The organism is endosymbiont of Galathealinum brachiosum (assembly GCA_003349885.1).
Classification (GTDB): Bacteria; Pseudomonadota; Gammaproteobacteria; order SZUA-229; family SZUA-229; genus SZUA-229.
In genome coordinates this window covers 666,757-684,541 of record QFXC01000013.1, presented here as the reverse complement: position 1 = coordinate 684,541, position 17,785 = coordinate 666,757, and the positions used below count along the sequence as shown (strand labels likewise).

15 protein-coding genes are annotated in these 17,785 nt (G+C 40.2%); 6 read left to right on the top strand and 9 right to left on the bottom strand.

Features of this window, described 5'->3' with window-relative positions; all coding sequences use genetic code 11:
* Nucleotides 1–11 precede the first annotated feature (11 nt).
* The 4 genes from DIZ80_16010 to aroQ form a co-directional block, all read right to left on the bottom strand.
* A complete protein-coding gene (locus tag DIZ80_16010) occupies nucleotides 12–908 on the bottom strand; it encodes a 50S ribosomal protein L11 methyltransferase (GenBank protein RDH81579.1) in 897 nt (298 codons plus the stop codon).
* 91 nt (nucleotides 909–999) lie between these two features.
* The gene (gene accC, locus DIZ80_16005) at nucleotides 1,000–2,346 is read right to left on the bottom strand and encodes an acetyl-CoA carboxylase biotin carboxylase subunit (protein RDH81578.1); all 1,347 of its coding nucleotides are present in this window, start codon (nucleotides 2,344–2,346) and stop codon (nucleotides 1,000–1,002) included.
* 9 nt (nucleotides 2,347–2,355) lie between these two features.
* On the bottom strand, nucleotides 2,356–2,808 hold the full coding sequence (locus DIZ80_16000) for an acetyl-CoA carboxylase biotin carboxyl carrier protein (protein ID RDH81577.1): 453 nt from the start codon (nucleotides 2,806–2,808) through the stop codon (nucleotides 2,356–2,358).
* A 42-nt stretch (nucleotides 2,809–2,850) separates the two neighbouring features.
* The gene (aroQ, locus tag DIZ80_15995) at nucleotides 2,851–3,306 is read right to left on the bottom strand and encodes a type II 3-dehydroquinate dehydratase (protein ID RDH81576.1); all 456 of its coding nucleotides are present in this window, start codon (nucleotides 3,304–3,306) and stop codon (nucleotides 2,851–2,853) included.
* 291 nt (nucleotides 3,307–3,597) lie between these two features.
* Between aroQ and DIZ80_15990 the strand changes: the two genes are divergently transcribed.
* Nucleotides 3,598–5,757, top strand: a complete 2,160-nt coding sequence (locus tag DIZ80_15990) for a hypothetical protein (protein RDH81575.1) — start codon at nucleotides 3,598–3,600, stop codon at nucleotides 5,755–5,757.
* A gap of 125 nt (nucleotides 5,758–5,882) precedes the next feature.
* On the opposite strand, the gene DIZ80_15985 is transcribed toward DIZ80_15990, so the two are convergent.
* The 3 genes from DIZ80_15985 to DIZ80_15975 form a co-directional block, all read right to left on the bottom strand.
* On the bottom strand, nucleotides 5,883–8,348 hold the full coding sequence (locus tag DIZ80_15985) for a hypothetical protein (protein ID RDH81574.1): 2,466 nt from the start codon (nucleotides 8,346–8,348) through the stop codon (nucleotides 5,883–5,885).
* Nucleotides 8,349–8,605: 257 nt separating this feature from the next.
* Complete coding sequence (locus DIZ80_15980; GenBank protein ID RDH81573.1) at nucleotides 8,606–9,163, bottom strand: TlpA family protein disulfide reductase; 558 nt, start codon at nucleotides 9,161–9,163, stop codon at nucleotides 8,606–8,608.
* Between the two features lie 124 nt (nucleotides 9,164–9,287).
* The gene (locus DIZ80_15975; protein RDH81572.1) at nucleotides 9,288–11,165 is read right to left on the bottom strand and encodes a thiol:disulfide interchange protein; all 1,878 of its coding nucleotides are present in this window, start codon (nucleotides 11,163–11,165) and stop codon (nucleotides 9,288–9,290) included.
* A 180-nt stretch (nucleotides 11,166–11,345) separates the two neighbouring features.
* Here DIZ80_15975 and DIZ80_15970 point away from each other — a divergent pair, with 180 nt between their 5' ends.
* From DIZ80_15970 to groL, 3 genes are all read left to right on the top strand, one after another.
* Complete coding sequence (locus DIZ80_15970) at nucleotides 11,346–11,783, top strand: biotin--acetyl-CoA-carboxylase ligase (GenBank protein RDH81571.1); 438 nt, start codon at nucleotides 11,346–11,348, stop codon at nucleotides 11,781–11,783.
* A 106-nt stretch (nucleotides 11,784–11,889) separates the two neighbouring features.
* Nucleotides 11,890–12,180 (top strand): co-chaperone GroES, encoded by a 291-nt coding sequence (locus tag DIZ80_15965; protein RDH81570.1) that lies wholly within the window; start codon nucleotides 11,890–11,892, stop codon nucleotides 12,178–12,180.
* 98 nt (nucleotides 12,181–12,278) lie between these two features.
* Nucleotides 12,279–13,931: a chaperonin GroEL gene (gene groL, locus DIZ80_15960; protein ID RDH81569.1), complete on the top strand. Its 1,653-nt coding sequence runs from the start codon at nucleotides 12,279–12,281 to the stop codon at nucleotides 13,929–13,931.
* 968 nt (nucleotides 13,932–14,899) lie between these two features.
* Here the strand turns inward: groL and DIZ80_15955 are convergent.
* Both DIZ80_15955 and DIZ80_15950 read right to left on the bottom strand, forming a co-directional pair.
* Entirely contained in the window at nucleotides 14,900–15,229 is a 330-nt protein-coding gene (locus DIZ80_15955; GenBank protein ID RDH81568.1) for a hypothetical protein, read from the bottom strand.
* Between the two features lie 10 nt (nucleotides 15,230–15,239).
* Nucleotides 15,240–16,154 (bottom strand): hypothetical protein, encoded by a 915-nt coding sequence (locus tag DIZ80_15950; GenBank protein ID RDH81567.1) that lies wholly within the window; start codon nucleotides 16,152–16,154, stop codon nucleotides 15,240–15,242.
* Between the two features lie 76 nt (nucleotides 16,155–16,230).
* Here DIZ80_15950 and DIZ80_15945 point away from each other — a divergent pair, with 76 nt between their 5' ends.
* Together DIZ80_15945 and DIZ80_15940 are read left to right on the top strand one after the other, a co-directional pair.
* Nucleotides 16,231–16,998 carry a zinc ABC transporter ATP-binding protein ZnuC gene (locus DIZ80_15945; protein ID RDH81566.1) on the top strand — a complete coding sequence of 256 codons (768 nt, stop codon included), beginning with the start codon at nucleotides 16,231–16,233 and terminating at the stop codon, nucleotides 16,996–16,998.
* Nucleotides 16,991–17,782 (top strand): hypothetical protein, encoded by a 792-nt coding sequence (locus DIZ80_15940; GenBank protein ID RDH81722.1) that lies wholly within the window; start codon nucleotides 16,991–16,993, stop codon nucleotides 17,780–17,782. The genes DIZ80_15945 and DIZ80_15940 overlap by 8 nt, the downstream gene beginning before the upstream one ends.
* Nucleotides 17,783–17,785 lie beyond the last annotated feature (3 nt).

Genomic DNA, 17,785 nt, shown 5'->3' with positions numbered 1-17,785 from the left:
AAATTTAAGTATTATTTTTTCTTGCCGGTAACACGAATCCAGTCATCTTTTACTGCAATGGGGTCAAGATTAAACCAGGGAGAGTAGGCCTGAATTATTTTATCTGATTGAGTCTCCAGTATACCTGATAAAACAATGTCACCCCCCGTCCTGCAATAATTTGCCAGTTGTTCCGCAAGCTCTGTTAATGGGCCGGCTAAAATATTAGCTAATACAATATCATAATATTCATGTGACTGGTTGTCGGGCATGTCTTTGGGTAAGTATAGGTCTAATTTATCATTTACATTGTTTTCAAGCGCATTGTCTTTACTTGCGATAATAGCCTGTGGATCAATGTCTGTGCCATCGCAATGTTCAGCGCCCAGTAAAAGTGCTGCAATGGCTAATACGCCAGAGCCACAACCAAAATCAAGAACACTTTTATTAGTAATTCCGTTCTCTGCATCTATTGAATCTAGCCACTCAAGGCATAAGGCGGTAGTGGGGTGGGTGCCGGTGCCAAATGCCAGACCCGGGTCGAGCATTAAATTTACCGCATCGGCTTGTGGCGGTGGTAAATGTTTAGGGCAAACCCATAAACGATTTCCAAACTGCATAGGTTTGTAATCATCCATCCATGCACGAACCCAGTCTTTATCTTCCAGTGCTTCGAGTTTGAGTGATGTCTGTTCGCCAAGTTGAGATAGTATTTGTGATTTTAAAGATTCGGTATTGATATCAGCTTCGAATAAGCCCGTAAGAATAATTTTATCCCACAAAGGTGTTTCACCGGGAAGAGGTTCTAGTACAGGATTATCTTCTGCATCTTTAAAAGTAACAGAAAGTGCGCCGGCATCGAGTAAAGTCTCTTCGGCTTTATCGTTATTGGCTTTATCGGTTTGAAGTATTAATTGAATCCAGGGCATGATGCTCGCCACAGAGACACGGAGTTCACAGAGAAAAAGAGTTTTTTATTTTAATTAACTCTGTGTTCTCTGCGTCTCTGTGGCAATGGTTTTAAGGTTTTTCCAGTTTCTTTTCAAGATAGTGAATATTTGCACCACCAGCCTGAAAGTTTGCATCCTGCATAATACTCATCTGTAATTTTGTGCTGGTATTGATACCGTCAATTACCATTTCAGATAATGCACCCTGCATACGAGCAATAGCAACATCACGTGTATCACCGTGACAAATCAATTTACCGATCATTGAATCGTAATGTGGCGGAACTCTGTAGCCAGCATAAATGTGTGACTCAACGCGAACACCCGGGCCACCCGGTGGGTGGTATCGAGTAATTAAGCCAGGTGAAGGAATAAACGTTTTGTGATGTTCTGCATTGATACGACATTCAATAGCATGGCCCGTTATTTTCACATCTTCCTGCTTAATGCGTAAGGGTTCACCAGCGGCAATAAATAATTGTTCTTTAACAATATCTACACCGGTAATCATTTCTGTTACAGGGTGTTCAACCTGAACACGTGTATTCATTTCGATGAAATAAAATTCGCCATCTTCGAATAAAAATTCAAATGTGCCGGCGCCACGATAGTTAATTTCATTGCATGCATTTACGCAAACCGCACCAATTTTATTTCGAACTTCTTCAGTAATACCAGGTGCAGGTGCTTCTTCAACCACTTTCTGGTTGCGACGTTGCATGGAGCAATCACGCTCGCCTAAATGAACTGCATTGCCCTGTCCATCTGAAAGAACCTGAATTTCCACATGGCGAGGATGCTCCAGATATTTTTCCATATAAACTTCATCATTACCAAATGCAGCACCCGCTTCAGCTTTCGTTAAAGAAATTGAGCTGATTAAAGCGCTTTCAGTGTGTACAACACGCATGCCACGACCACCGCCGCCGCCCGATGCTTTTATAATAATCGGGTAGCCAATTTCTTTGGCAATGCGCATGTTTTCTTCTTTATTGTCTTCATTAATTGCGCCATCAGAACCAGGAACACAGGGAACACCGGCTTTTTGCATGGCTGCAATTGCCTGAACTTTGTCACCCATAATACGAATTGAGTCTGCTTTAGGGCCAATGAAAATAAAACCACTGTCTTCTACGCGTTCTGCAAAGTCAGCATTTTCAGATAAGAAACCATAACCCGGGTGAATTGCCATGGCATCAGTTACTTCAGCCGCACTAATAATAGCGGGGATATTTAAGTAACTTTGATCGGAAGGTGCGGGGCCGATACAAACTGATTCATCAGCAAGGCGCACATGTTTCAAATCACGATCTGCTTCAGAATGAATGGCAACAGTTTTAATGTCCATTTCACGACAGGCTCGTAAAATACGCAGGGCTATTTCACCCCGGTTAGCTATAACTACTTTTTCTATCATGATACTGGACTATTCAATAATAAAGAGAGGTTGACCAAACTCAACAGGCTGACCGTTTTCAACCAGAATGGCTTTAACTTTGCCAGACTTGTCAGCTTCAATTTGGTTAAGGATTTTCATTGCTTCAATAATGCAAAGTGTGTCGCCTTCAGAAACGGTCTGGCCAACATCAGTGAATACCGCAGCACCGGGTGATGCTGAGCGATAAAATGTGCCAACCATAGGCGACGTTATCTGATGGCCTGAAATTTCAGGTTCTACAGCAGCTTCTTCAGTTGGAGCAGCAACAGGTGCAGTAGCAACTGGAGCAACAACTGGTGCAGCAGCGACTGGAGCAGGAGCAGCGATAACATTTTGTTGGCGAGAGATGCGAACAGATTCTTCGCCTTCTTTTATTTCGATTTCAGCGACACCGGACTCGTCCAGTAGCTCAATCAATTTTTTAATTTTGCGTATATCCATCTGGGTCATACACCTTTTATGTTTGTTTAAATATTGATTTAACTATTCAGGGGAAGACTGAGCAGTTAAATGTTCGTTTGCAGCAAGCAGAGCAAGTTGATATCCCTGCGCACCTAAGCCTGAAATTACGCCCAGCGCAATATCAGAAAAATAAGATTGTTTACGAAACTCTTCACGGGCATGCACATTGGATAAATGCATTTCGATGAAGGGGATTTTTACTCCACTCAAAGCATCACGCAATGCCACACTGGTATGTGTAAATGCTGCGGGGTTAATAATAATGAATTCAGTGCCGTCAGATTGTGCGGTGTGAATGCGCTCTATTAACTGGTGTTCCTGATTGCTTTGTAAGTGAGCAATTGAATGCCCTAAGGTTTTCGCATGCGATGTTAGTTCTTTAATGATCTCGCTTAAGGTTTTACTGCCGTAATATTCCGGCTCTCGAGTACCAAGCAGGTTTAAATTTGGGCCATTTAAGACAAGTATTTGTGCCATAAAGAAGTTTTTTTGTTATCGCAGTATTCGTTAAGGGTGAATTGTGCAACTAATTAATGACGATGTCTACAAAATTTAACCCATTCCCTGCAAATTCAATGAAGATCGCCACATTTTTTGCTCATAATTTTGATGCATTTCACACGATCTAAAAGTACCAGCGGTATTTAAAGTGTGACTTGTCGAGTTAGACCTATGTCTATAATTTCTATAGCTAAAAGTATAAACCTTATAATAAATGACAATATATTATAAAATTATAAAATTGAAATATAAAAGCACAATTTAAATATGTTATTTTGTAAGTTACTGAAATTATTGGTTGATTTGCTTATATTAATTATGTTTATATGCCCATGCGTGGATAGTAAATGCCTGTGGGAATGCATTTATTATAAAAATATTTATAAAAATAATAAAAAAGAGAATAATGATATGAAAAAAGACTTATTCGGAGTAGTAAAACTTAACATGGATGGATTAAAGAAGAGCTTTAGAGGGGCTGCATTTGCTATAACACTTGGCGCAGCAATCCCGGCTACATCTCAGGCGATCGATTTAGATAATCCCAATGCATGTTCATCTGGCATAACGAATATGATGTCAGATATGGGTTTAATGGCTTATAGCGTCGCAAACTTCATGAATGGTTTCTGCAAATCGATGCCTTTTTTTGGTATGTTTTGTCCTGATCTGGACAAAATGGCCGGTTCATTTTTCTCCAAGATTCTTGAAAATCCTGACCTGACACTCGAAATGATGGCCTGTGCCAATGCCAATGATGGCATGTTAAGTTTTATGATTGATGTGATGGATAAAAACCCGGGCCTGCTTAGACAGGTTGGTTATTATATGGAGCAAACCGGTGATGGAACCAGTCAGGGGTGTGAGTTAGGTGAAGCATTAACCCAAATGGCATTAAATCACAGCAATATGAAAAACTTCCTGTTTGCCAAGATAGATGATGACTTGTATGGCAGCTTAAGTGCCGGTATGCAATGCAAAAATGAAACGACGGTAAATGTGACAAAACTGTTAGATCAGAATGCTGAACAGGTATTGCAGGGAAGTACGCCATTCACGCGTGCCTTTGCCAATATGGGAACGGTTGATGATAGTGATGATGGAAATGAGATTGCAACAGAAGATGTCTTTTCAGCCGTCTTTGCAAACGTAACGGCTGCGGGAAATTTTATGTCTGCATTATCTCAGGTTGATGGTGAAACTCAAAAGAGCATGATGGACCTGATGTTCCTTGGGAAAATACAGATACCGGAAAAAACCTGTGCATGGTGGGACTGGCAGTGTACACCGCGTGATGCAAGTGAGCAGCTACATGCTGCACAGGCCCATTACAATATGTATGCTTCTATAAAAGGTTTTACGATTGGTGTGTTACCTGCGTATGACCAGACCTTGCCACCCGCACCGGACTCCAGTGCACCGGCCAATGCTCTGTTCGGGCAATTTATGGGGTTGATTATTGGTGCTGATGGGCAGATGAATGAGTATGGGTTTAGTTTCTTTAAATCTATGGTTAGTGGCGCACAGATACACCAATGGGCACCAGCCGGAGGCATGTTGACGGCAATGATACAGTTAGTGGAAGGTGGCTTCACGCCATTTACCCTGGATCAGTTAATGGCGATGATGCCTCAGTTAATGGATCAAAACTCTCCTGTACCACGTGAGTTGGGAAGTGGCGATAATGCTGGTAGTACGGATGATGGTACGGGTGGAGGTACTGATGGTGGCACAACTTCACCTACCAATACAGCGCCTTCTGTTGCAATAGATTCGCCATCATCGGGTGCGACTTCAACAGCGGGTGAAATGAATTCCTTTACAGCGACTGCTTCAGATAATGAAGATGGAGCGATTAGTGGCAATGTTAAATGGAGCTCAAATATTGATGGCAGTATGGGGCAGGGTGCGACAATTAATGCGAGTCTAACGGCTGGTTCTCATACCATAACCGCCAGTATTACTGATAGTGATGGAGCTAAATCGACAGCTACTGTTAAGGTGACAATTAATCCGGTCATTGGTGAAAATATTGCACCTAATGCATCGGTTTCAGCAAGTAGCACTTATATGTCTTATTACAGTGCATCAAAGATTAATGATGGTGACGAAAGCTTTAATAATTACTGGATGAGTGATTATATTAGTTACTGGAATCCGGCAGATGAAAAAGTTTATCTTACCTGGGGCGGTACGCAGGAAGTAAATGAGGTCACGATTCACTGGCAGAGCAGCATGCTGCCAAGTAGCTTCACTGTGTATGCACTGGTAAATGGTAGCTGGGCTAATATGACAGGATCAATGAGTGTAACTCGCGGAAGTGATACGGTTTACCTTAATGTAAATACATCGAAAATTTACATTAAAATGGGTGCGCCAAATTATGCTTCTCAAGTGGGTATACATGAGATTGAAGTAAGAAAATAAAATAATAATTAGTAATACAACTGGACCGGTATCTTTTTTTAGATGCCGGTTTTTTTATGGATGACGGTTGTTAGCTAGAAGAATGATTAACAAAAAATTACGTTAGTCTGTAAAACATATTGTCCTTAAAATGCTTTGTTTTCGGGATGAAAATTAAAAGTATGAAAAACAATCCTCGACTTTAAGTTATCGGCAGAATCAAACTTTAAATGTTTCAATCTTCTTAGTAGTCTTTTTGTAAATTGATTTGAATTAAATTCAGATAATACAATACTTACATTCGCAACACGACCATTAGGTGAAATTGTAATCTGCAATTTAATTTTACCCTGTAAGTCCGGATTTTTACGCAGTTCACGATTATAAATGCGATAGAATTGTGGATGATTACGCCTTATAACAGATTTATCTGATTTTTTGTTTTCAGGCGCCTGTTCTATTACAAGTTCCGGATCACCATAAAAAACATATGCCAGATATGTAGGGTTACCACTTTCAATAAATGCCTGTCTTGCTGTTTTCATTGCAGCGGCTATCGATGCTTTACCGTTTGTTTTAAACTGGTTTTTAATGTCATCATAAAAACGCTTAGAGAATTCAGATGCACCCTGATCACCTAATTCCCATAAGCTTGAAATAAAGCCAGAACTACCTGTATCAGCAAGTGTAGTTGACCACCCATCGATAAAGCCAGCAGCTTTTCCTGCCTGCCCAACATCGCAGGCATTAAAAAAAACTAACGAACGGTTGGTTTGGTCGCTCAGTAATCCGCGCCAGTTTAATGCACGTAAGTTTTCATCTTCAAGTATTAATCCGTATTCTGAAATACCTTCTTCATTTTCGTGTGTGGTGTAACCATGTCCTGCATAATGAATAATGACAGGTTCTGTTTTCTGAAGTGATTTTTTAAATGAGTCATAGTCAGCTTTAATTATTTCAGTGTTGTTTTTCCAGGGTAATTTATATATATGTAAAGCCTCATTGGTGGTTGCATTTAATGCAAGGCTTCCTGAGTATTTCGGAACAATTAAACGTATCCCGTTAATCGTTAGATTTTGTTCCGGACTGGTGAAGTTACTGGCCGATTTAGGAATAATCCAGCGCCCAACTGTATGTTTAATACCAATAAAATTATCATTTTTATCTGGAACCATTAGCTCCCATGGGATGCCAGGGTCATCGGTATATATTTTTATGCTTTTAAAGTCACTACCCAGTTTTGTTTGTAATTCACTATATACAGACTTAAAGCTTTTAGGGGCAAATTTTTTGTATATAAGTTTACCGAAACCTAATAACTGGTCTTTGCTTGATGTCTGAGAAGAGTTATCTCTGGTTTGAAAACTGATGCCCCGGCCTTTTTTGGAGAAAGCCCTGTATTTAGGTATCAACCATTTACCTATATCTTCAGATAAATTAATGCGTTCATGATGAATATCTATATGAGGTGAAGAAAGCGTAATGAAATAATCGTTCGAAGAGCAGGAGTCCCAATCTCTACGCATATAAATAGTCAGGTCTGAAGCTCTGTAGTCTGTCTTTAAATTCACTCTTTCTGAATGTTGCATCATAGACTGTGATTCAGCGGATAACGCAGCATTAGCTGCACAGGTTTGTGAAGCTTTTTGGTTTGCCTGATTAACTATAATGGGTTTCATAACCCTTGCTATATATTGTCCCTTATACCAGAAAGTTGCATATAACTGGCGTTGCGATGATATTACCTGATTGTTTTTTACTGTTAGCTGAAACATGGCGGGTGTTGAATCACCATTTTTAGGTAGTATTATTGTTGCTTTGTTAGGGCTATTAAAAGTAAAACCTGATGCAGATAAAACGACATCAATCTCCCAGTTAGTATCTTCTGGTTGAGCCGGCAAAGATAATTTTAAACGCCCTTTTGTGTCTGCGTTACCCTGAGTTATTTTTACTGTTGGTGTAATTAAATCTTCAGTTAGTGAAATTAGTACCGATATTGAATCACCGCTTAGCACCTCATCAGGAGATTCAATTGTGGGAAAACGTTTGATAATATCATTTGTGGGTTTAGGTTTTTTATTAGATGATTTTTTCGAGTCGATGGATGAAAACGGATCATTTGCATCCATTAAATCAGTAAGATCATTTCCTGATGCTAATGATCCGGATTTTTTAGCCATTTTACGGGGTTTTTTTGAACGCTTTTTAGGAGCTTGCCTGCTTTTTATTTGCTTCCGTTTATTGTCCCTGATAAGGATATCATTGAAATTATTGATTAAATATAACTGTTCTTCTTCTATTTCTAAAAGCAATAAGTGCGCATTATGTTCAGAAGTAAGTGCCTCATTTTCTTTGTCTGTAAAATCATTATGGTTTCTAATTTTATTATCCAGACGTTGGATGCGGCGTAGCATTCTTGTGTCTTTGCCTGGGTCATTTTCATGCGATTGTGTGAGTAATAAATCATTTAACGATTGTTGATTTAAAAATAATTTATCTAATGTTCCATTGTTTGTATACGGCTCAGTCTCTACTGCGCTCTTATGAGAGCATGCGCTTAATATTATGATTATCAGGATATAATATGAAAGTTTACTAATAAGTTTATGCATGTATGTTGAGTGACCTAAGACAACATTAAATCTTATTTATTAAGAATGAAAATTAAACAATACAGTGATACTGGCATAAAATCCAGACTATCAGAAATTGCTCGTGATGTAAGGATTGAATTAATAAGTATACATATCATAGACGTTTTTATATAGCAGGAATTTCATGTCGTTACCGGTGTTTGATGGTGCTGTAATTGATGTTCGTGCTTTGTCAGGTGTAAGACGTGGTTTGGGTTCGCTTCAAAGAAAATGCTTTATAAGGCTAACATAGGTTTAATTATTTCTTCTACATGCTCTTTAGAAAGTTCACCCGCCTGAGTTAATTCAATTTTTCCATCACGCCCGACAAAAACAGAAAAAGGCAATGCGCCTATACGATTACCATATAGTCGTGATAATTCCAGCCCCGCATGTTCAGCTGCAACAACGGTGTAGTTAACGCCTAATGTGTCTACAAAATCCTGTACTGAATCTTCATCATCTAGTGCTATACCAATAACCTCAAAGCCCTGTGATTGATATTTTTCATGTAACTCGATAAATGCGGGCATTTCTTTTTTACAGGGGGGGCACCAGGTGGCCCAGAAATTAACCAATACGACTTTGCCGTTCCACTCGTCTATATTGCGCGTTTTTCCTTCGAGATCTTCTAATGAAAATGTTGGGCGTTGAGTGCCAATGACATCACTGTTAACTGCTTTTGGGATGATGGGGGCTAAATCACGTTTTTCATTTTGCAGGTAACGCTGAAAACCAAAACCAGCACCACCAGCGATAATAATAACGAGTAAAAAGGGGAGGATGTTTTTCATAATTAAATACTGTCTTCTTAAAAATGTTGCCGCAGATGTCACGGAGAAAAATAGTTATTGCCTTAAACGTATATCGTTTAAGGCATAAAATTTCTGTGTGCTCAGTGCCTCTGTGTCATATGGTTTAAAGGTTAAAAGCCTGTTTTATATGAGTGTTAAACTTTTCAGCAGGCATGTAGCCTACAACCTGATAAGGTTTAAGTTCATCGCCCTGTGTGTTATAAAAAATAATGGCTGGAGGGCCGATGATTTTAAAATGTTTATAAAGTGACTTGTCAGCTTCATCATTAGCGGTTACATCAGCCTGCAATAAAACCGTATTTGATAAAGTGCTTTGTACTTTCGGATCGGTGAAAGTCAGGCTTTCCATCTCTTTGCACGACACACACCAGTCAGCATAAAAATCTAACATGACGGTTTTGTTTTGTGCTTTGGCCTCTGCCAGTGCTTTGTTTAAACCGTCAACGCCTTTAATCTTTTTGAACTGTAAATGCTGTTCGCTGGCATGTGTGCCATTGCTGCTAATGACGCCTTTTAAAGGTGTAAGTAAACTGGCGCTTCCTGCTGCTGCACCAAACATTAAAATGATACCGTAAATAAATATAACCAGACCTGTGCCTTTCCAGAATCGAGTCCAGCCTGTGGCCTCTGCTTTTAAACCATCAAGTGCGCCCATATAAACGGCGCAGACAATCAGTAATGTTCCGCTAAGTATCATCACAACCTGATCAGAAACAATGCTACGAATCATCCAGATGGCAACCATTAATAGTGATACGCCAAATACAGCTTTAACGGCGTCCATCCATACCCCTGCTTTAGGTAACAACTTACCTGCTGATGTGCCAATGGCAATAAGTGGAGCACCCATACCCAGGCTCAGGGAGAACAGTGCAATACCGCCAAATACCGGGTCGCCTGTTTGAGAAATAAATAATAATACTCCGAACATGGGCGCTGCTACACAGGGGCCAACAATAACGGCAGATAACAGGCCCATTACGAAAGCACCACTTAAAGAACCGCTTTTCTGGTTATTACTAACAGCGGTCAAACGGTTCTGAATGAAACCGGGCATCTGTAATTCGTAAAAGCCAAACATGGCCAGTGACAGAAGAACAAAAACACCAGCAAAACTGGCGAGTATCCAGGGTGTTTGCAGCATAACGGCCAGGCTTTCACCGGTTAATGCCGCTGCAACGCCGGCAGCAGAATTAATTAACGCCATACCTAAAACATATGAAACGGATAATGAGAAACTGCGTCCCGTGCTGGTTTTTGTACCCTGACCAACAATAATGCTGGATAGAATAGGAATCATCGGGAAAACACAAGGCGTGAAGGCCAGTAATAAACCAATACCGAATAAAGTGATAAGGCTAAGCCACACACTGCTATTTTTTAGTAAATCAGCAATTTGATCCTGTTCTGAAATAGGTGCAGCATTTGTTGAGCTGTCTAAAGTGCTGGCTGCCAGATCTGAAATTGGGCTGATATCTAACGTGATTGTCTTGGTGATGGGAGGGTAACAAATGCCGGAAATTTCAGAGCAACCCTGATACTTAACCTTGAAACTGGTATTTTTGACACCATCTTGAGCATTATCAATGGCTAAAGATGCTTTGGCCGTATGATGAAATACGTAGATATCACCAAAGAATTCGTCGTGTTTGAGTTCACCTGCATCGATAACATAATTAGATGTGGTGAATGAGCTGTTGTCTGCCGCAGTTATTTTGGTCTTATCGCGATACATATAATGACCGTCAGCGATTAGCCATTCAGCAAATATACGGCCATTTTCAGACCAGGTTTTTAGTGCAAATGCCTGATCGGGTTCAAGTATTTCGTCATCACCACCGCCCAGGCTAATGCCGCTATCATCATCGCCAAGTGAGCTGAACGGGTTTTCGGCAAGTGCGGGCTGTATAACTAATGACTGAAGTAATAGTGATAGCCATAACAGTGAAAAATGGAAAAAACGTGGTAGTTTTAAATGCATTGTGAAATTACCCGATTATAAATTGTGTAGGTTAGAACTTTATAATGTGTAGAAGTTCTTAAAAAGTAGTCCAGTTAAACATATATTATTATTTATTGCTTAAGGTGCGCTTAACTGGTGTGAACATTAAAGTTTTTATGTGGGCAGTGCAAGCTGTGTGCTTAATTTAGAGAGAACAACATGCTTAGAATATGGCCGGTATTGTTTTTAATAATACCTATTTTGGAAGTGTATCTGTTAATTGAAGTGGGTAGTCATATAGGCGCTGGCTGGACTATTTTACTGGTTGTGCTGACAGCGACCATTGGTGTTAATCTGTTGCGCCAGCAGGGTATCAGCACGTTAATGCGAGCTAATCAGGCGATGTCTCAGGGGCAGGTTCCCGCTATGGAAATGATGGAGGGACTGTTTCTGGCTGTTGGGGGTGCATTATTGATTACACCGGGCTTTTTTACTGATTTTATTGGTTTTGTCTGTTTGCTGCCTTTTACCCGCCGTGCAATTATTCAACAAATACTCTTGAAATCTACAATCAAATCCTCATATACGGTTCATCAAGAACACAGGAGTACTGAGAGCTCGAATACCATTGAAGGCGAATACCGCCGGGAAGATTGATACATATATCATGTATTAATGATGGTGAGCTTGACTCAGCACGTCTCATGACTATCATTAGCACTCGCAAAGCCCGAGTGCTAAAAATTAACGAGGATAAAATCTAATGAATATTCGCCCATTACAGGACCGCGTGGTCGTAAAACGTATGGCAGAAGAAACAACCAGTGCTGGTGGTATCTTAATTCCTGATTCAGCAACTGAAAAACCTTCACGTGGTGAAGTTCTAGCTGTAGGTAATGGCAAGGTAACAAGCAACGGTGATGTGCGTCCTTTAGACGTTAAGGCCGGTGACCAGATTTTATTTGGTAAATACGCGGGTACTGAAATCAAGCTTGACGGTGATGAAGTGCTGATTATGCGTGAAGAAGACATATTAGGTGTGTTTGAAGGCTAAAAGCTTTGGTAGCGATTAGTCGCGCCAGGTTATATACACCCCCGTTCGAAAAAAAGTCGAACCTACATAATTAAAGAATAAATTTAGAGGATATAAACATGTCTGCAAAAGAAGTCCGCTTCGGAGATGACGCACGTAGCCGTATGGTTAACGGTGTAAACATTCTGGCTAATGCCGTAAAAGTTACTTTAGGCCCTAAAGGTCGTAACGTTGTTTTAGATAAGTCTTATGGCGCACCAACGGTAACTAAAGACGGTGTTTCAGTTGCTAAAGAAATTAATTTAGAAGATAAGTTTGAAAACATGGGCGCACAGATGGTGAAAGAAGTTTCTTCACAAACTTCTGATGTTGCTGGTGATGGTACAACGACGGCAACCGTTCTTGCTCAGGCGATTGTTCGTGAAGGCATGAAATCAGTATCTGCGGGCATGAACCCGATGGATCTGAAACGCGGTATTGATAAAGCTGTTTCTGCTGCTGTTGAAGAGCTTAAGAACATATCTAAGCCTTGTGAAGATAATGCATCGATTGCACAGGTAGGCACTATCTCTGCAAACTCTGATAAAAATATCGGTGGCATCATTGCAGAAGCAATGGAAAAAGTAACGACTCAAGGTGTTATCACTGTTGAAGAAGGTACATCTTTAGAAAATGAGCTGGATATCGTTGAAGGTATGCAGTTTGATCGTGGTTACCTGTCTCCTTACTTCGTTACAAACCAGCAGAGCATGATTGCTGAGTTAGATAACCCGTTCATTCTATTATTTGATAAGAAAATATCAAACATTCGTGATTTATTAGCGATATTAGAAGGCGTTGCAAAAGCAAGTCGTCCATTATTAATTATTGCTGAAGACGTAGAAGGTGAAGCATTAGCAACATTGGTTGTTAACAGTATGCGCGGTATCGTTAAAGTTGCAGCAGTTAAGGCACCTGGTTTTGGCGATCGTCGTAAAGCGATGTTGCAGGATATTGCAGTATTAACCGGAGGTCAGGTTGTATCTGAAGAAGTGGGTTTGTCTTTAGAGAAAACGACATTAGAAGACTTAGGTTCTGCGAAGAAAGTAACGGTTACTAAAGAAGTAACTATTATTGTGGATGGCGCGGGTTCTAGTGATGATATAGATACACGTGTTGCTCAAATCAAAGCGCAAATGGAAGAATCTACATCAGAATATGATACTGAGAAACTTCAGGAACGTATGGCTAAATTAGCAGGTGGTGTTGCGGTAATTAAAGTGGGTGCAGCAACTGAAGTAGAAATGAAAGAAAAGAAAGATCGTGTTGATGATGCATTACATGCAACTCGTGCAGCGGTTGAAGAAGGTGTTGTACCCGGTGGTGGTGTTGCATTGATTCGTGCGATTGCTGCAATTGAAGGTATTACCGGTGATAACCATGATCAGGAAGTTGGTATTCAAATTGCCAAGCGTTCTATGGAAGAGCCATTACGTCAAATTACTACCAATGCGGGTGATGAAGCTTCTGTAATATTAAATAAAGTAGTAGAAGGTAAAGGTAACTTTGGTTATAACGCGGGCTCTAGCGAGTATGGCGATATGATTGAAATGGGTATTCTTGATCCAACTAAGGTGACACGTTCTGCACTGCAAAACGCGGCTTCTGTTGCAGGTTTACTGATTACTACAGAATGCATGATTACTGATATCCCTGCTTCTGATGACGGTGCTGCTGCTGGCGCTGATATGGGCGGCATGGGTGGAATGGGTGGTATGGGTGGCATGATGTAGTCATTGATCAGCTTACCTCATCAGCGCTTCAGCTCTGCGTTAAAAAATGATCACCTACAGTTGTAGGCTCACTTTTTTCGCCTTGATCTGAAACACTGCTGAGACAACCTGAGCAATGACTAGTGTTTTCCTGCACTATTCTCAAAAAAGCCTGATCTTACGATCAGGCTTTTTTTTGCCTTGTTTTGGCACATCTCCCTCGGGGAAAGACCGCCGTCTTTTGGCGCCCTGTCCCCTTATGGGTACCATCAAGAGCGCTACGAAGTAGATATTTCAGAACAATTGATAAAACAACCGTTCGTCGCAATCAGTAATCGAATAGATTAAACGGTACTTTTTGTGAAAGCCTTTTTAAAGCTCTGTGCTATATCTATAAATAGTTAATTAAATGAATAAACGAACCTCACAGATGTTGCAAGATGCATATTGCAACTTGCAAAAGCGTTGCATGATGCAATGGTATTTGAGCTATATCAATAACGATATTTATCTAACTCATTGAATAATATATAAAAAATATTATTGGCACAGCCCCTGCAATATATACAGGCATTAAGGTGATACTGAATTAGTTAAACCTTTAAAAAGTTACAGAGCTACAACCGGAATTGAATTTAAGATTTTATAAAGCAACCACGCTGATGCTTAGATGCATGGAATAGCATCGCTCTTTTTACAACGTCGGGTACGAGACCTGATAAAGCATGTCAGAAAACATGCTGATAGATGCCTGAAATGGCGTCGCTCTTTTTACAACGTCGGGTACGAGACCTGATAAAGCATGCCAGAAACATGCTGACTTTTTCACAGCTAAACAAGATGTTTAACTGAAAACTGTTTTTACCAGTTTTAATAATGCAACCACGCTGATGCATAGGGACAAGGAGTAGTCCCGCTTTTTTTATTCCATAAAAAGCCCGCTTATAAAGCGGGCTTTTTTGTTTTTACGACTCAGTTTTTATTATCTGCTATGTTTTGTCCGGTTGTGGTTTCCCACGCAGCACGTCGGTATCAATAAATTTATCTAAAAAACTCAGACCATATGCAGTAGGGTTCTCCCCGCTGCAATCATTGCAATAACATACTCGTCCATTCGCTTTATGAATAGAATGTTTATCGATAGTGAGATTGAGTTTAATGACTTCATTTAATTGGAACTCATCCGTTTTGCTTTCAAAACATAAACCTCCACGACTTATGTTGAGCACTTTGTATTCTTTGTCTGTCTGCTTATCAGATTCTCTTTCGAGCTGAACTGAGCTGTTATCGACCAGGGTTCTTATTTCACGTTGCTGCATTTTTATTTCCTTATTGGCTAAGGCAGTTACTGAGTGCTGAAGCGGTTTGTTGTAATAGCTGAAAATAGTGCTGTTTACCCATATGTATATGTAAACCTGCAGGATCAATAGCGGATAGTTTAACTGATTTATTTTCTGTCAGTGTATATAGTAATGCCGGTATATTGGGCGGTTCATAGAAAATACATTGAATTTTTTCGTCATCAATTAATTTTCGTAATTCCCTGACCCGTTTAATTCCTGGTTTGTGTTCGGGGTCGGTTGTAATGAAGTGAGCACCGGTTAACTGGTTTTCATCTTCAAAGTACTGATAAGCATCATGATAAACAAGATAGGAATTATCTTTATATTTGTTTAGTTTTAGCTGATTGGTCTGTTTAAGTTTATCCAGCTTTAATAATAAATGGTTTAGGTTTTTTTGATAGTGAGTGGCATTTTCAGGTGAGTGTTTACTTAATATTTGTGTTATGTGCCGGCTTATTATTTTAGCGTTATTAATTGATAGCCAGATATGTCCATCAACTTCGCCTGGGGTATGTGTATCGTGGGAATGAAAACCACGAACGTTTAAAGCATTTATGTCCGGGATAAGGCTGAGCTGGACAAACTGTAAATGTTGAGTGGTGTTCTTTAAAGCGGGAACAAATGTTTCAACATTGTCGCTGCTATAGAAAAAAATATTTGCTTTATTTATCAGGCGTTTTTGAGACGGTAATAACTGAAAGTGATGTGGTGATTGTTGATGTGTTAACAAGAGCTGGGTCTGATTAATACCATCGGTTATATTACTAACAAGGGAATGTAGTGGTTTGATACTGACCAGGATTTCAGCTGGTTTAGCATAGCTATTTGTAGCCATTAAAAACAAAAGCAGGCTGAATGTGGTCGACTTGTAGAATGCTCTGGTCAGGTAACGGATAAACATCAAATTATGCTATTGTAGGTTGCTTCTTTCGTTGGTAGTTTACAGGTCATAAATTTTCGGTCAATCAAAGGGTGTAATGAGTTCATTTTTATTAAAAGCTGAGAATATTGGTCTGCAAATTAATCAGCGCCAGATTCTGGAGAATATTAGTCTGAGTATCAAATCAGCAGAGATACTGACGCTGGTTGGACCTAATGGCTCAGGAAAAACATCTCTGGTCAGGGTGTTGCTGGGTTTGCTTAAAGCTGACCAGGGAAAGTTGCAGAAGAAACCTGATCTGGTTATTGGTTATGTGCCACAAAAAATGCATATTGATGCAACTTTACCAATGAGTGTCAGGCGATTTTTGAAAATGGGGATAGAAGCTGATGCCAATGAAATGGGGTATATGGCTTCTACACTCGGTATTGTCTCATTATTGGATCAGCCATTGCAGTCGGTTTCTGGTGGCGAGTTTCAGCGAATATTGTTAACCCGTGCGTTATTACGTAAACCTGATTTACTGGTGCTGGATGAACCCGCGCAGGGTGTTGATATTAATGGGCAGCAACAGTTGTATCAGCTAATTTCCAGTATACGAGATGAGTTTGGCTGCGGTGTATTAATGGTTTCACATGATCTGCATCTGGTTATGGAAGCTACCGATCAGGTGCTTTGTCTTAATACGCACATATGTTGCTCAGGTCATCCTGAGGCAGTTAGTAAACACCCTGAGTATCTTAAACTATTTGGTGCATCCTTAGATGGAATTGCCGTTTATACCCATAATCATAATCACTCACATGATTTAAGTGGTGATGTGGTTGAGCATCAGCATCATGAAGGTTGTAATCATGATCATTGATGACTTTATTCTTCGTGCATTACTGGCGGGTTTACTCGTTGTACTGGTATCAGGTCCTCTGGGTTGTGTTGTGGTATGGCGTCGCATGGCATATTTTGGTGATGCACTGGCTCACTCCGCTTTATTGGGTACATCATTAGCGATTATGTTTGATGTAAATCCGTTAATCGGAGTTATGTTGATTGGTGTTGTTCTGAGTTATTTACTAATACGTTTGCAGGCTAAAAAAGATTTGTCCAGTGATGCGATTCTGGGGATTTTGTCACATGGTGCATTGGCTGCAGGTCTGGTGATGTTAGCCATTATGCAGTCACAGGGGCAGCGCGTAGATTTAATGGCTTACCTGTTCGGTGATATTCTTTCAGTTAGCTGGGCATATCTGATATGGCTTAGCGGAGTATGTTTGCTGGTATTAATGTTTATCGGCTGGTTATGGCAGTCAATACTTGCTGTAGCCGTACATGAAGAGCTGGCACGTAGCGAAGGTGTTGCGGTTGATCGAGTACGGTTAATTTTTATGTTATTGATGGCTGTAGTGGTTGCTGTCGCAATGAAGATTGTGGGTATTATTTTAATTACAGCTTTACTGATAATCCCAGCGGCCAGTGCCAGACGTTTTTCTAAATCACCTGAGTCAATGGCGATAGCAGCTATTGTGTTTGGTTTGTTTTCAGTGTTGGGTGGTGTGTTTGCGTCGATGCAATGGGATACGCCTGCTGGGCCATCTATCGTACTTGCATCGGTAGCTCTATTTTTTATCTCTAGATTTAAACAAGATGCTTAGGCT